Origin of the sequence: Bacillus sp. RB3 (genome assembly GCF_030164735.1) — a bacterium.
Taxonomy (GTDB): domain Bacteria; phylum Bacillota; class Bacilli; order Bacillales; family Bacillaceae_G; genus Bacillus_A; species Bacillus_A cereus.
In genome coordinates, this window is record NZ_JASNGE010000028.1 from 44,376 (window position 1) to 58,463 (window position 14,088).

The window sequence follows — 14,088 nt, forward strand, 5'->3', positions numbered from 1 at the left end:
ACAAGGATGAACTTAATTTTAATGGGGCTTCCTGGTGCTGGTAAAGGTACACAAGCCGAACAGATTGTTGCCAAGTATAACATCCCTCACATTTCAACAGGAGACATGTTCCGTGCAGCTATGAAGGCTGAAACTGAAATGGGTCTACAAGCAAAATCTTTTATTGATAAAGGTGCACTTGTTCCAGATGAAGTTACAATCGGAATCGTTCGTGAACGTTTAAGTCAAGACGACTGCGTAAGAGGTTTCTTACTAGACGGTTTCCCACGAACTGTTGCACAAGCATCAGCTCTTGAAGAAATTATGAAAGATCTTGGCAAAAAAATCGACTATGTTTTAAACATTAATGTGGATTCAGGGTTGTTATTAAAACGCCTTACAGGCCGTCGCATTTGTAAAGAGTGCGGTGCGACTTACCACTTAGAATTCAATCCACCAGCAAAAGCTGATGTGTGCGATAAATGTGGTGGCGAATTATATCAACGCTCTGATGACAATGAAGAAACTGTAGCAAATCGTTTAGATGTAAATATTAAGCAAACAAAACCTTTGCTTGATTTCTACGAAGAGCTTGGTTACTTACAAAGCATTAATGGTGAGCAAGATATCAATAAAGTATTTGCTGATATCGATGTTCTCATCGGAGGCTTAGCGTAATGATAATCTGCAAAACTCCTCGCGAGATAGAAATCATGCGAGAAGCTGGCAGGATCGTTGCTTTGACTCATCAAGAGTTGAAACAGCACATTACTCCAGGAATTACAACGAAAGAGCTCGATCAAATAGCGGAAAAGACGATTCAAAAATATGGTGCTACGCCATCTTTTAAAGGATACAACGGATTTCCGGGGAGCATATGTGCTTCTGTAAATGAAGAGCTTGTACACGGAATTCCAGGGAAGCGCAAGCTCAAAGAGGGCGATATCATCAGTATCGATATTGGTGCGAAATACAATGGGTACCATGGAGATTCTGCATGGACGTATCCAGTTGGAAACATTTCTGAATCTGTTCAAAAGCTACTTGATGTCACAGAAAAATCGTTGTATCTTGGTCTAGAACAAGTAAAACCAGGCGAGAGATTATCAAATATCTCACATGCGGTTCAAACCCATGCTGAAGAGAATGGATTCTCGATCGTTAGGGAGTATGTTGGTCACGGAATCGGGCAAGACTTACATGAGGACCCTCAAATCCCGCACTATGGTCCACCCAATAGAGGCCCTAGATTAAAGCCGGGAATGGTCATCTGTGTTGAGCCGATGGTGAATCAAGGAAGACGATATGTAAAAACACTATCTGATGACTGGACAGTGGTAACGGTAGATGGTAAATGGTGTGCCCATTTTGAGCACACGATTGCTCTTACAGAAGCAGGATACGAAATCCTTACCACTTTATAAGTAGCTGGCTCTCCGGGATTTCAGAGCAGTGTAAAATGTTACTGATTTGAAGAAGGGAGAACTATTGAATGGCTAAAGATGATGTAATTGAAGTCGAAGGTACCGTTCTTGAAACGTTGCCAAATGCTATGTTCAAAGTAGAATTAGAGAATGGGCATGTCGTATTGGCTCACGTTTCTGGTAAAATCCGTATGAACTTCATTCGTATTTTACCAGGAGACAAAGTTACGGTAGAATTATCTCCGTACGATTTAAATCGTGGTCGTATTACGTACCGTTTTAAATAATATAGCACTCCGTAATCTTTAAGGAGGTTCGAGACATGAAAGTAAGACCGTCAGTTAAACCAATCTGCGAAAAATGTAAAGTTATTCGTAGACGTGGAAAAGTAATGGTTATTTGTGAAAACCCTAAACATAAACAAAAACAAGGTTAATCAGAAGGAGGTGCATTCGTAATGGCACGTATCGCAGGTGTAGATATTCCTCGAGACAAACGCGTTGTTATTTCTTTAACTTACGTATTCGGCATTGGTCGCACAACTGCTGAAAAAATTCTTGCTGAAGCAGGTATTTCTGAAGAAACACGAGTTCGTGATTTAACGGAAGACGAATTAGGACGTATCCGTGATATCATCGATCGTATTAAAGTTGAGGGAGACCTTCGTCGTGAAGTATCTCTTAACATCAAACGTCTAATGGAGATCGGTTCTTACCGTGGTCTTCGTCACCGTCGTGGTTTACCAGTTCGTGGTCAAAACTCTAAAAACAATGCTCGTACACGTAAAGGTCCACGTCGTACAGTAGCAAATAAAAAGAAATAATAAGTAAAGGAGGTTGAACTAACAATGGCACGTAAAACAAACACTCGTAAAAAACGTGTGAAAAAGAATATTGAAGCTGGTATAGCTCATATTCGTTCTACTTTCAACAACACAATCGTAACACTTACAGATACTCACGGTAACGCACTTTCTTGGTCTAGTGCTGGTGCACTTGGTTTCCGTGGATCTCGTAAATCTACTCCATTCGCTGCGCAAATGGCTGCTGAAACTGCTGCTAAAGCTGCAATGGAACACGGTTTAAAAACTTTAGAGGTTACTGTTAAAGGTCCTGGTGCTGGTCGTGAAGCTGCAATTCGTGCTCTTCAAGCTGCAGGTCTAGAAGTAACAGCAATTAGAGATGTTACTCCAGTTCCTCATAATGGATGTCGTCCACCAAAACGTCGTCGTGTGTAATTTTTCTGTATAGAATTTTCCCTTTTGTCTATAATGGATATGATGCATTATCGAGAAATTTCGTACAGAAACATCGCTTGTTGTGCACAATCGGGAACTGCCTAAGGGGGACTTTCGGTTAGACAGGGGTTATACCTTTGTTTAACCGGAGTTTCGACGTTTTGAAGGAGGGTTTAGTTAATGATTGAAATCGAAAAGCCGAAAATCGAAACGGTTGAACTTAACGAAGATGCTAAATATGGTAAATTCGTAATTGAACCGCTTGAGCGTGGATATGGTACTACTTTGGGTAACTCCTTACGTCGTATTCTTTTATCCTCACTCCCTGGTGCCGCTGTTACTGCTATCCAAATCGATGGCGTATTACATGAATTTTCAACAGTTGAGGGCGTAGTAGAAGACGTTACGACGATCATCTTAAACTTGAAAAAGTTAGCTCTTAAAATCTACTCTGAAGAAGAGAAGACGTTGGAAATTGATGTACAGGGCGAAGGTATTGTCACAGCTGCTGATATTACTCACGATAGTGATGTAGAAATCTTAAATCCAGATTTACACATTGCAACGTTAGCAAAAGATGCGCATTTCCGCGTGCGTTTAACTGCAAAGCGTGGCCGTGGGTATACGCCAGCTGATGCAAATAAAAGCGAAGATCAACCAATAGGAGTAATTCCTATTGATTCTATTTATACTCCAGTATCACGTGTGACTTACCAAGTGGAAAAGACACGTGTCGGACAAGTGGCTAATTATGATAAGCTTACGCTTGATGTATGGACGGATGGAAGCATCGGGCCAAAAGAAGCTATCTCTTTAGGTGCCAAAATCTTAACTGAGCATTTAAATATCTTTGTTGGTTTAACTGATGAAGCACAAAATGCTGAGATTATGGTCGAGAAGGAAGAAGATCAAAAAGAGAAAGTTCTTGAGATGACTATCGAAGAACTAGACCTTTCTGTTCGTTCTTATAATTGCCTAAAACGTGCAGGAATTAATACTGTACAAGAGCTTGCGAACAAAACAGAAGAAGATATGATGAAAGTTCGTAACTTAGGACGTAAATCCTTAGAAGAAGTTAAACATAAACTTGAGGAATTAGGTTTAGGTTTACGTAAAGACGACTGAGGATTTAAACCCATCAACAAAGGAGGGAACTACGAATGGCATACAGAAAATTAGGCCGTACAAGTGCGCAACGTAAAGCTATGTTACGTGATTTAGCTACTGATTTAATTATCAACGAGCGCATCCAAACGACAGAAACTCGTGCAAAAGAACTTCGTTCTGTAGTGGAAAAAATGATCACTTTAGGTAAACGCGGAGATCTTCATGCTCGTCGTCAAGCAGCAGCTTTCATTCGCAATGAAGTAGCTAACGCTGAGACTGGTCAAGATGCACTTCAAAAACTATTCGCTGATGTAGCTCCACGCTATGCTGAGCGCCAAGGCGGATACACTCGTATTGCAAAAATTGGTCCACGTCGCGGAGACGCAGCACCAATGGTAATTATCGAGTTAGTATAATGATAATTAAAAGGGCAGGACAGTTCTTTTCAAGAAACTGGTCATGGCCCTTTTTTTTAAATATAAAAATAGGCTAACTGTGCGAAGGAAAGGGTGCCTTCTATTGAAAAAAGAGAAACTTCGGATAGAAAATATATCATTTCAATATCCTGGGGCAGCCACTTATGCATTAAAAGATGTTTCATTTTCCTTATATGAGGGAGAGTGGGTATCTATTATTGGACAAAACGGTTCAGGAAAGTCTACACTTGCAAAATTATTGAATGGTTTGTTTTTGCCAGAAGCAGGGACTATTACAGTAAATGATACAATGGTTTTATCAGAGGAAACGGTATGGGATGTTCGAAAACAAATTGGAATGGTATTTCAAAATCCAGATAATCAATTTGTTGGAACAACAGTGCAAGATGATGTTGTATTTGGCTTAGAGAATATCGGAATGCCAAGAGAACAAATGATTGAAAGATTAGAACAGGCCTTGCGACTTGTCCGTATGGAAGATTTTCTTAATGATGAGCCTCATTCCTTATCTGGTGGGCAAAAGCAGCGAGTGGCAATAGCAGGCGTTTTAGCACTTCAGCCATCTATTTTAATATTAGATGAAGCAACGTCAATGTTAGACCCTCAAGGGAGACGTGAAGTAGTAGAAACGGTTAGACAACTTGTTACTCAAAAAGGTATTACCGTGTTATCGATTACGCACGATTTAGAAGAAGCGGCACAGTCAGATCGTGTCATTATTTTAAATAAGGGAGAAATATTAGAGGAAGGGACTCCAGAAAAAATTTTCAAATCCTCTCATATGCTCCAAGAAATTGGCTTAGATGTACCGTTTTCAGTGAAAATAGCAGAATTATTAAAAAGAAATGAAATTCTCTTGCAAAATACGCATCTTACAATGGAAAGCTTGGTGAACGAACTTTGGAGATTACATTCCAAAAAGTAGAGCATCGTTATCAATATAAAACTCCATTTGAAAGACGCGCACTTTATGATGTAGATGTGTCGTTTCCAAGTGGGGGCTATTATGCCATTATTGGTCATACTGGTTCAGGTAAGTCAACGATGATTCAACATTTAAATGGTTTATTGCAGCCGACAAATGGTACAGTTCAAATTGGTGAACATTTGATTTCGGCAGGAAAGAAAGAAAAAAAGTTAAAGCCACTACGTAAAAAAGTAGGGGTTGTCTTTCAATTCCCAGAACATCAGTTGTTTGAAGAGACTGTGGAGAAAGATATTTGTTTCGGCCCTACTAATTTTGGAGTATCTGTAGACGAAGCAAGGCAAAAGGCTAGAAAGGCAATTGAACTTGTAGGGCTAGAACCGGAACTGTTAACACGTTCTCCGTTCGAATTAAGTGGTGGACAAATGAGACGTGTTGCTATAGCGGGTGTACTGGCGATGGAACCTGAAGTGCTTGTATTAGATGAACCTACAGCAGGACTAGATCCAAAAGGGCAGAACGAACTTATGGAGATGTTTTATAAGCTGCACAAGGAAAAGGGGCTTACAGTTATCCTTGTAACGCATAATATGGAGGATGCTGCTCAGTATGCGGAGCAGATTGTAGTTATGCATAAAGGAACGGTCTTTTTGCAAGGAAGTGCAGAGGAAGTATTTTCACATGCCGATGAACTAGAGAAAATTGGTGTGGATCTTCCTATGTCATTAAAGTATAAACGTGCAATTGAAGAGAAGTTTGGTATTTCAATTCCAAAGGCTACCTTATCTTTAGAGGATCTTACTCATGAAGTTGTGCAGGTGTTACGAAAAGGTGGTCATGAATCATGCAGCAGTTGATTATTGGGAGATATATCCCGGGGAATTCACTTATTCATCAACTTGATCCACGTACGAAGCTGCTGATTGTCTTTTTATATGTATTTGTTGTTTTCTTAGCAAATAATGCGATTTCATATGGATTTTTATTTTTATATGCACTCATTGCTTTATTTTTTGCAAAAGTGCCGATTCGTTATGTACTTTCGGGCTTAAAACCAATTTTATGGATTTTTCTTTTTACATTTTTCCTGCATATTTTTACAAATAAGGAGGGAGATGTACTATTCCAGCTTGGTTGGTTTTCGATATATGAAAAAGGATTAGAGCAAGGGATATACATTTCTGTACGATTCTTCGTTATTATTTTAATGACGACATTATTAACGTTAACGACGACACCTATTGAAATTACAGATGGTTTGGAGACGTTATTAAAGCCGTTGAAGCGTATAAAGGTTCCTGTTCATGAAATCGCATTAATGATGTCAATTTCTCTTCGTTTTATCCCGACATTAATGGATGAAACGAGTAAAATAATGAAAGCACAAGCGTCACGTGGTATTGATTTTGCCGGGGGACCGATAAAAGATAGAATGAAAGCTATTATTTCACTGCTCGTTCCTCTGTTTATCAGTGCTTTTAAGCGTGCAGAGGACTTAGCCATTGCGATGGAAGCTCGTGGATATCAAAGTGGTGAAGGACGTACTAAATTTAGGCAACTACGCTGGAAAACAAGCGATACAGTAACGATTGTCAGCTTATTTTGTTTAGCTTGTATTTTGGCATGGGTGCGATCGTAATGGAGAATAGAGAAATGGATAGAATAAAATGTACGGTTGCATATGATGGCATGCATTTTTGTGGTTATCAAATTCAGCCGAACCATCGTACTGTTCAACAGGAGATAGAAAAAGCATTGCAGAAATTGCATAAGGGAGAACTTGTTCGTGTTCAGGCATCTGGTAGAACAGATTCTACAGTTCATGCAAAAGGACAAGTAATACACTTTGATACTCCTTTGTCTCTTGAAGAGTGGCAATGGATTAATGCTTTAAACACAATGTTGCCAGATGATATTGTTATTAGGCAAGTAGAGAAAAAAACAGAAGAATTTCATGCACGTTACGGTGTTGAGAAAAAAGAATATCGTTATCGTGTATTATTATCAAAGACTGCGGATGTATTCCGTAGAAATTACGTATATCAATATCCATACCCGCTCGAAATCAACTCTATAAGAAAAGCAATTCCTTATTTTATTGGAACACATGATTTCACTTCTTTTTGTTCGGCAAAAACTGACAAAAAAGATAAAGTGCGAACAATTTATGAAATCGAGTTAATTGAACAAAATGATGAAATAATTTTTCGTTTTGTAGGTAATGGATTTTTATATAATATGGTCAGAATTATTGTTGGTACGTTACTTAGCGTAGGGCAAGAAAAGCTTGATCCTGATAGCATTCCAGAGATTTTAGCGAAACAAAATCGTCAGTTTGCTGGAAAGATGGCTCCAGGTCATGGGCTTTACTTATGGGAGGTAAACTATAACAACTAATCCTGGTGTAACATTTGCTTGACATTAGAAACTCAAAAGTATATCATAACATATGGTATTGTTTCTAAAACCACGATTAGCCCCGGAAGGAAATCGTGTTTAAGATAAACAATAGATTTTTTCTATGGAAAAGATAACGAGGAGGGAAACACATGCGTACGACTTTTATGGCAAAAGCTAACGAAGTTGAGCGTAAATGGTATGTGGTTGATGCTGAAGGTCAAACTTTAGGTCGCCTTGCTAGTGAAGTAGCATCCATTTTACGTGGTAAAAACAAACCTACATTTACACCACACGTTGACACGGGTGATCATGTAATTATTATTAACGCTGAGAAAATTCATTTAACAGGTAATAAATTAAACGATAAAATTTACTACCGTCACACTAACCACCCAGGTGGACTTAAGCAAAGAACAGCTCTTGAAATGCGTACAAACTACCCTGTACAAATGTTAGAGCTTGCAATTAAAGGCATGCTTCCAAAAGGACGCTTAGGCCGTCAAGTTTCTAAGAAACTTAACGTGTATGCTGGAGCAGAGCATCCACACCAAGCACAAAAACCAGAAGTTTACGAACTTCGCGGATAATTAATTAAAGGAGGGCTTACTTTGGCACAGGTTCAATACTATGGCACTGGACGTCGTAAGAGTTCAGTAGCGCGCGTACGCCTAGTTCCAGGCGAAGGACGCGTTATCATTAACGGTCGTGATTTTGAAAACTATATCCCATTTGCTGCATTACGTGAAGTAGTGAAACAACCTCTAGTTGCAACAGAAACTTTAGGTAACTACGATGTACTTGTAAACGTAAATGGTGGTGGATACACTGGTCAAGCTGGTGCTATTCGTCACGGTATTTCTCGCGCTTTATTAAAAGCTGATCCAGAATACCGTCTAACACTAAAACGTGCAGGTCTATTAACTCGTGACGCACGTATGAAAGAGCGTAAAAAATACGGTCTTAAAGGCGCACGTCGTGCACCTCAGTTCTCAAAACGTTAATTTTTGCGAACTACAAACCCCAACCATTTTGGTTGGGGTTTTTTTATGTTTCATTCCTCTTTTGCAATTTTTATAGCTTGGAATATTTTAGTGCTACCGCCACGCGTATGCTTCTTCTTTAGAAGTTTAGACTAATACGTATTAGGGAGGTTTATAAGTACTATGAATGTCATTGTCAGCTTACAAGAAAAACAAAAAGAAAAGCAGTTAAAATACGAGCGGAAGATGTTGCGGGAGTTATCATTAAAAACATTGCGTTCAAATATTCGTGATGCCTTTCAAATGCAAGAGCTTCATCGTCAGTATGAAGATTACTGTATTGAATTAGGGATAGAATCTTATTTATTAGGAGCGAGATACAGCAAATTTGGTTATTATGGTGAATCGATTTTTGATGTGAAATATAGAGCTTTAGAAGAAGAACAACAATTAACTGAAACGCTATTTCAATTTTTAACGAGTATGACTATGCGAGAAATAAAGTTGAAAGATGAGGAATTACTTTTTGAATCTTGTCAGCAGTTTATAGGATTGTGGTGGCAAGAAGGGTATGAAAAAGGTGAAAGAAGATATCGATTAAAGCTTCATTAAGACAAGCATAAACTTTCCTCTTGTCCCATATAAGTAATTAGAGGGACTAGCTGGAGGAGGAAAGGTATGAAGAGAATTCGAATTATCTCTTTTGCACTCGCTGCGGTTGTATTGTTTTTTTTAGTTAAACAAGAATTTCAAATTACAAAATCGTGGCGAGCTTGGAATTTACCCTTATCAGGGAAAGTAATTGTATTAGATGCTGGGCATGGTGGACCAGATGGAGGGGCTGTTGGTGGAAAGGATATTATAGAAAAGGATATTACGCTTGAAATTACAAAAAAGGTACAAGACTATTTACAAGAACAAGGTGCACTAGTTATTTTAACGCGTGAGGGAGATTATGATTTAGCTAACAAAGATACAAAGTCATATAGTAGACGTAAAGCAGAGGATTTAAAAAAACGTGTAGAAATCATCAATAAACCTGATGTAGACTTTTTTGCAAGTATTCATTTAAATGCTTTAACTAGTAGTGGATCGAAAGGCGCACAAACGTTCTATTACCGCTCTTCGATTGAAAATGAACGTGCTGCAAAATTTATACAGGCTGAATTGAGAACAAGTTTAGAAAACACGAATCGTTCTGCTAAGACAATTTCGCATGTATATTTATTAAAGTATTCTAAAACACCAGGTGCTTTAATTGAAGCTGGCTTTTTATCGAATGTGAACGAAAGGTATATGTTAAATTCGGAGAAATATCAGCAAAAGGTAGCAGCTGCAATATACCGTGGTATATTACGTTATTTCACGGAAAAAGGAAATCCTCCAGAATAAGGAGGATTTTTTTGAGCTTCTCTCGTTAACGAAGTTTTCGGAAAATATGTTATACTGGAAATGTAAACGCATTTATTTCAAGGATAAGCAGAGATAAATTCAATTAACATTACGTTATTTTTCATACAGGGGGCTGGGCTAATTATGATAACGAAAGAGCAAGTGGTTGAAGCGTTAGAAGGGATTGTAGATCCGTTTTTACATAAAACATTAAAAGAAACAAGTGCAATTAAAGAGGTAACAGTCAAGCCAGAGAAGGAACATGTGAGTGTCAAAATTGCAATCGTAAAAACCGGTACAGCGGAACAAATGCAGTTGCAGTCTGGAATTGTAAAGTTAGTAAAAGAACTTGGGGCAGCAACAGTTGGACTTCGTTTTGCAGAATTTACAGAAGAGGAATTAGCTCAGTTTGCACCGGAACAAGAAGAAGAGCAAAGTGAATCTTTATTGTCACCTAATTCAAAAACAACATTCTTAGCAGTAGCGAGTGGAAAAGGTGGCGTGGGAAAATCAACTGTTTCCGTTAACCTTGCAGTTGCTTTAGCTCGTTTAGGAAAAAAAGTTGGTATTATTGATGCGGACATTTACGGTTTTAGTGTGCCAGACATGATGGGGATAGAAAAACGTCCTATCGTAAGAGGTGACAAGATAATTCCGGTGGAACGTTTAGGTGTAAAGGTAATCTCAATGGGCTTCTTTGTAGAGGATAATGCACCAGTTATTTGGAGAGGACCTATGCTTGGGAAAATGTTAAACCACTTCTTCACAGAAGTAGAATGGGGCGATTTAGATTATTTAGTACTAGATTTGCCACCAGGCACAGGTGATGTTGCGTTAGATGTGCACTCAATGTTGCCATCTTGCAAAGAGATTATTGTAACGACGCCTCATCCAACAGCTGCGTTTGTAGCAGCGCGTGCTGGAGCGATGGCATTGCGCACTGAACATAGTATTCTTGGTGTTGTTGAGAATATGGCATATTTTGAAAGTAAGGTAACTGGTGAGAAAGAATATGTATTTGGAAAAGGCGGGGGAGATAAGTTAGCTACCGAATTACAAACGAATGTTCTTGGTCGCATTCCGCTACAACAACCCGATTGGAATAAAGAAGACTTTGCTCCTTCAGTATATGAAGATACACATACAACGGGCATTATTTATAGTAAAATAGCTGAAACAGTAATTGATAGAACAGCTGTTACACAAAAATAAAGTGAAACTTTAATCAGTGGGGTTCACCTGTTACTGACAACAATAAGGCTTTTGTTGCTAGTAAACCTTTCGCTTAACTAGAGGGGGCCATTTCGTCTGTTAATAGCAAGATAAAGTAATAACGAGTGAACAATGTATAAATTGTCCACTCGTTATTATAGTTATTATTTTTTACTATTCTTCCTTCTTCCCGCCTTGAGAACCACCGTCACCGCCTGCTTCTTTCTTACCAGATCCGCCTTTTTCAGCTTTTTGCACACCTTTACTAATGATATCAATCATCTTGGCTTGGAAGAGTGGACTTTCAGCAGTTTCTGTTAGTACTTGTTGTAGATATTGACGGTATTCTTTACTCTTCATTGTTTGTAACATCATTTTTTCTACTTCAGGATTTTTCATAATTTCTATAACGCCTGCTTGGTATTCAGGGTCTTTTAATAAGGTTTTCATTAATTGGGTTTGTTCTTTCCCCATACTTTTAGCGAACTTCGATGAGAACTCAGGATCTTTAAAGAGCTTTTCCCAGAATTGTTGCCCTTTATCGGATACCATGGCATCTTCAATCGTTTTCTTTACTACTGTTTCATCTAGTATGAGTGCTTGTTTCATTTTTTCATCAGTTAATACATCTTGAATAGCTTTCTTACCTTGATCTGTTTTTAAAATATCAACAATCATTTTCTTTGTTTGGTCGTAATCTAGTTCGGATTTCGTTTCTTTTCCTTGTGCGCATGCTGCAAGTGCGATAAGTAGAAAAGAAGAAACGAAAATGAATAGCATCCGTTTCATAAGTTGGAACTCCTTTCAGCACAGTTCTCTCTTTTTAATATAAATATCTTTAAGGAATTTATACATGAACATGGCTAGCTTTTTGAAATTGTCATTGATACAATTTAATTAGAAATATAAGAATAATGGGGGATGTGTTGTGAATAGCCGCAAGTGGGTACGACTATTTTTAACGACGTTGTTTCTTGGTGGAATTAGCACAGTTATTATTGGTTTTGTTTTGGAGTGGGACAAGTACAATAAATTTTTTCAAAATTTCGACGGTAAGGAGATTTTAGCAGTATCTTTCTGGCTGATGGGTGTAGGATTTATTTTTAGTGTTATAAGTCAAATGGGATTCTTTGCATATTTAACAATCCACCGTTTTGGACTAGGGATGTTCCGCTCATCTTCTTTATGGAATGCAGTCCAGCTCTTCTTTATTGCATTCGTATTATTTGATTTTGTGTATTTAAGATCTGTACTTATTGCAAATGGGGAAGTCTCGTTAGGGAATAACATACTTGTTGCTGGAATATTATTTGTGTTTGGAGCAATTGTTGCTTATGTAAAAAGCAAAGAAACAAATAAAAAAGCATTTGTGCCAGCTCTGTTCTTTATGGTTGTTGTAACGATCCTTGAATGGGTACCGGCGCTTCGGATTAATGATACAGATTGGTTATATTTAATGGTTATACCGCTATTGTTATGTAACGCATATCAATTACTTGTATTACATCGTTTAATCGGAAAAACAAGTAAATCAGCTTAATAGAGAGATTTTATACACCAGCAGTTATAATGCTGGAAATGGTATGATTAAAAAAGCTCTACCACCTTCTTGAAAGGTAGTAGAGCTTTTTATGCGTGAAGAGTGGTAGGGAAGAAGCTACTTCACATCTTCACTTTTCGTACTTGTGTTGGAAATAAGTTGTGATACGGATATTTGCTCATATCCATCCCTTTTTATTTTTTGCAGGAGCAGCGGTAAAGCTCTATTTGTTTGAAGGGCAGAATCGGATGCGTGTAATAAGACGATATCTCCACCTTTCAAATTATTAGAGACAGTGGAAACGATGTTATTTACACCTGGGTTTTTCCAATCGTTTGAATTATTACTCCAATGCACGACGGTGTATCCAAGTGATTCTGCGATTTTAAGGGTTGCTTTGTTAAATTCGCCACTAGGTGGACGTAACAGCTTGACTTGTTTTACACCAAGTTTCGTAAAAACATCTTGTGCTCGTAAAAGGTCTCGTCTTATTTCATTTGTCTCTAGAGAAGTGTAGGATGTGTAATTGTACCCCATACTACCGATTTCGTGTCCGTCTTTCATGATTCGCTCTACAATATCGGGGTGTCTTTCGGCCCATGCAGCAGAAAGGAAGAATGTTGCATTCTTAATTTCTCTTTCTTTAAGAGTATCTAGGATTGGAATTGCTTTTTTGTCTCCCCAACTAATATCAAACGTAAATGCAACTTGCTTTTTAGCGGTGTCTCCTTTGTAAATTACTTTAGGGCCTGTAGCAGTTGAAAAAGCAGATTCATGTGAATATGTTTTTAAAAAGAGTAGCCATGCTGTAAATAAGGACAGTATCACTATTAAGCTAATGTGTTTAAAATTTCTCTTACTCGTAATAAAAAAGAAAAACATAATATTACGCCCCTTTGTCCAATCCTTTTCAGTTACATATATGCTGTAAATATAAAAAAGAGAACAAAGGATTAATATCGTAAGTAGTGGATATAATGGATGATAGGATTGTGATAATTGAAAATGAGCGGAACGTTTATTGTTGCGTAAGGAATTATTGAGGTGATTGTTTGCTTGGGCTGATGTTGACAAAAGAAGAGAGAAAAGAAATGGAATACATATTGAAGAGAGAATTAGAGGAACTTTTATTTGATTTTGAAGATGAGCGTATTCATGAAGTTGTAAAAAAAGCCATGGAAGAAAGATATAAAATCATTTTCTGTTTATTCCGGAGAGTAGCTAACACAGAAGAATGTATTCGTTATGTAAGAAAAAGAATTTTTTATTAAAAAGTGTTGACGTTAATAGTTTGTATATGTTAAATTAATAACCGTCGCTGATGCGGAAACGCAGAAAACGACAAAAAGAAATTGAAAAACTTAGTTGACATCGAAAAACGAAAATGTTAACATAAGGAAGTCGCAAATGAGCGACCAAGTAGTTCTTTGAAAACTGAACGAAACAAACAACGTG

General features: G+C 37.9%; 21 protein-coding genes. 19 read left to right on the forward strand and 2 right to left on the reverse strand.

The window, feature by feature from the left end; all coding sequences use genetic code 11:
- The first annotated feature begins 6 nt into the window (after positions 1 to 6).
- From QO049_RS24730 to QO049_RS24810, 17 genes are all read left to right on the forward strand, one after another.
- A complete protein-coding gene (locus QO049_RS24730; RefSeq protein WP_001048989.1) occupies positions 7 to 657 on the forward strand; it encodes an adenylate kinase in 651 nt (216 codons plus the stop codon).
- The gene (gene map, locus QO049_RS24735) at positions 657 to 1,403 is read left to right on the forward strand and encodes a type I methionyl aminopeptidase (RefSeq protein ID WP_000582539.1); all 747 of its coding nucleotides are present in this window, start codon (positions 657 to 659) and stop codon (positions 1,401 to 1,403) included. Before QO049_RS24730 ends, map begins: the two co-directional genes overlap by 1 nt.
- Positions 1,404 to 1,471: 68 nt before the next feature.
- Complete coding sequence (infA, locus tag QO049_RS24740) at positions 1,472 to 1,690, forward strand: translation initiation factor IF-1 (RefSeq protein ID WP_001029884.1); 219 nt, start codon at positions 1,472 to 1,474, stop codon at positions 1,688 to 1,690.
- Between the two features lie 35 nt (positions 1,691 to 1,725).
- Positions 1,726 to 1,839: a 50S ribosomal protein L36 gene (rpmJ, locus tag QO049_RS24745; RefSeq protein WP_000868344.1), complete on the forward strand. Its 114-nt coding sequence runs from the start codon at positions 1,726 to 1,728 to the stop codon at positions 1,837 to 1,839.
- A gap of 21 nt (positions 1,840 to 1,860) precedes the next feature.
- Positions 1,861 to 2,226: a 30S ribosomal protein S13 gene (gene rpsM, locus QO049_RS24750; protein WP_000090788.1), complete on the forward strand. Its 366-nt coding sequence runs from the start codon at positions 1,861 to 1,863 to the stop codon at positions 2,224 to 2,226.
- Between the two features lie 24 nt (positions 2,227 to 2,250).
- Positions 2,251 to 2,640 (forward strand): 30S ribosomal protein S11, encoded by a 390-nt coding sequence (gene rpsK, locus QO049_RS24755; protein WP_000101798.1) that lies wholly within the window; start codon positions 2,251 to 2,253, stop codon positions 2,638 to 2,640.
- A gap of 180 nt (positions 2,641 to 2,820) precedes the next feature.
- Positions 2,821 to 3,765: a DNA-directed RNA polymerase subunit alpha gene (locus tag QO049_RS24760; protein WP_000569643.1), complete on the forward strand. Its 945-nt coding sequence runs from the start codon at positions 2,821 to 2,823 to the stop codon at positions 3,763 to 3,765.
- Positions 3,766 to 3,800: 35 nt separating this feature from the next.
- The gene (rplQ, locus tag QO049_RS24765) at positions 3,801 to 4,163 is read left to right on the forward strand and encodes a 50S ribosomal protein L17 (protein ID WP_000331490.1); all 363 of its coding nucleotides are present in this window, start codon (positions 3,801 to 3,803) and stop codon (positions 4,161 to 4,163) included.
- A 103-nt stretch (positions 4,164 to 4,266) separates the two neighbouring features.
- Complete coding sequence (locus tag QO049_RS24770) at positions 4,267 to 5,109, forward strand: energy-coupling factor ABC transporter ATP-binding protein (protein ID WP_000711759.1); 843 nt, start codon at positions 4,267 to 4,269, stop codon at positions 5,107 to 5,109.
- Positions 5,085 to 5,966: an energy-coupling factor ABC transporter ATP-binding protein gene (locus tag QO049_RS24775; RefSeq protein WP_000406535.1), complete on the forward strand. Its 882-nt coding sequence runs from the start codon at positions 5,085 to 5,087 to the stop codon at positions 5,964 to 5,966. Before QO049_RS24770 ends, QO049_RS24775 begins: the two co-directional genes overlap by 25 nt.
- Complete coding sequence (locus tag QO049_RS24780) at positions 5,954 to 6,748, forward strand: energy-coupling factor transporter transmembrane component T family protein (protein ID WP_001186526.1); 795 nt, start codon at positions 5,954 to 5,956, stop codon at positions 6,746 to 6,748. The genes QO049_RS24775 and QO049_RS24780 overlap by 13 nt, the downstream gene beginning before the upstream one ends.
- Positions 6,749 to 6,762: 14 nt before the next feature.
- The gene (gene truA, locus QO049_RS24785; protein ID WP_340689344.1) at positions 6,763 to 7,506 is read left to right on the forward strand and encodes a tRNA pseudouridine(38-40) synthase TruA; all 744 of its coding nucleotides are present in this window, start codon (positions 6,763 to 6,765) and stop codon (positions 7,504 to 7,506) included.
- A gap of 152 nt (positions 7,507 to 7,658) precedes the next feature.
- Complete coding sequence (gene rplM / locus QO049_RS24790) at positions 7,659 to 8,096, forward strand: 50S ribosomal protein L13 (RefSeq protein WP_001260793.1); 438 nt, start codon at positions 7,659 to 7,661, stop codon at positions 8,094 to 8,096.
- 21 nt (positions 8,097 to 8,117) lie between these two features.
- Complete coding sequence (gene rpsI, locus QO049_RS24795; protein ID WP_000079986.1) at positions 8,118 to 8,510, forward strand: 30S ribosomal protein S9; 393 nt, start codon at positions 8,118 to 8,120, stop codon at positions 8,508 to 8,510.
- Positions 8,511 to 8,672: 162 nt separating this feature from the next.
- On the forward strand, positions 8,673 to 9,101 hold the full coding sequence (locus QO049_RS24800) for a DUF2521 family protein (RefSeq protein WP_001101007.1): 429 nt from the start codon (positions 8,673 to 8,675) through the stop codon (positions 9,099 to 9,101).
- 66 nt (positions 9,102 to 9,167) lie between these two features.
- Positions 9,168 to 9,881 carry an N-acetylmuramoyl-L-alanine amidase CwlD gene (gene cwlD / locus QO049_RS24805; RefSeq protein ID WP_000822439.1) on the forward strand — a complete coding sequence of 238 codons (714 nt, stop codon included), beginning with the start codon at positions 9,168 to 9,170 and terminating at the stop codon, positions 9,879 to 9,881.
- A gap of 144 nt (positions 9,882 to 10,025) precedes the next feature.
- Entirely contained in the window at positions 10,026 to 11,093 is a 1,068-nt protein-coding gene (locus QO049_RS24810) for an Mrp/NBP35 family ATP-binding protein (RefSeq protein WP_000628846.1), read from the forward strand.
- Between the two features lie 174 nt (positions 11,094 to 11,267).
- Here the strand turns inward: QO049_RS24810 and gerD are convergent, their stop codons facing one another.
- The gene (gene gerD / locus QO049_RS24815; RefSeq protein WP_000827296.1) at positions 11,268 to 11,882 is read right to left on the reverse strand and encodes a spore germination lipoprotein GerD; all 615 of its coding nucleotides are present in this window, start codon (positions 11,880 to 11,882) and stop codon (positions 11,268 to 11,270) included.
- Between the two features lie 139 nt (positions 11,883 to 12,021).
- Between gerD and kbaA the strand changes: the two genes are divergently transcribed.
- A complete protein-coding gene (gene kbaA, locus QO049_RS24820) occupies positions 12,022 to 12,633 on the forward strand; it encodes a KinB signaling pathway activation protein KbaA (protein ID WP_001088526.1) in 612 nt (203 codons plus the stop codon).
- Positions 12,634 to 12,750: 117 nt separating this feature from the next.
- Here kbaA and pdaB read toward each other — a convergent pair whose 3' ends face one another.
- Positions 12,751 to 13,515 carry a polysaccharide deacetylase family sporulation protein PdaB gene (gene pdaB, locus QO049_RS24825; protein ID WP_000464704.1) on the reverse strand — a complete coding sequence of 255 codons (765 nt, stop codon included), beginning with the start codon at positions 13,513 to 13,515 and terminating at the stop codon, positions 12,751 to 12,753.
- A gap of 170 nt (positions 13,516 to 13,685) precedes the next feature.
- Here pdaB and QO049_RS24830 point away from each other — a divergent pair, with 170 nt between their 5' ends.
- Entirely contained in the window at positions 13,686 to 13,904 is a 219-nt protein-coding gene (locus tag QO049_RS24830) for a hypothetical protein (protein WP_000901147.1), read from the forward strand.
- The last annotated feature ends 184 nt before the right edge of the window (positions 13,905 to 14,088 follow it).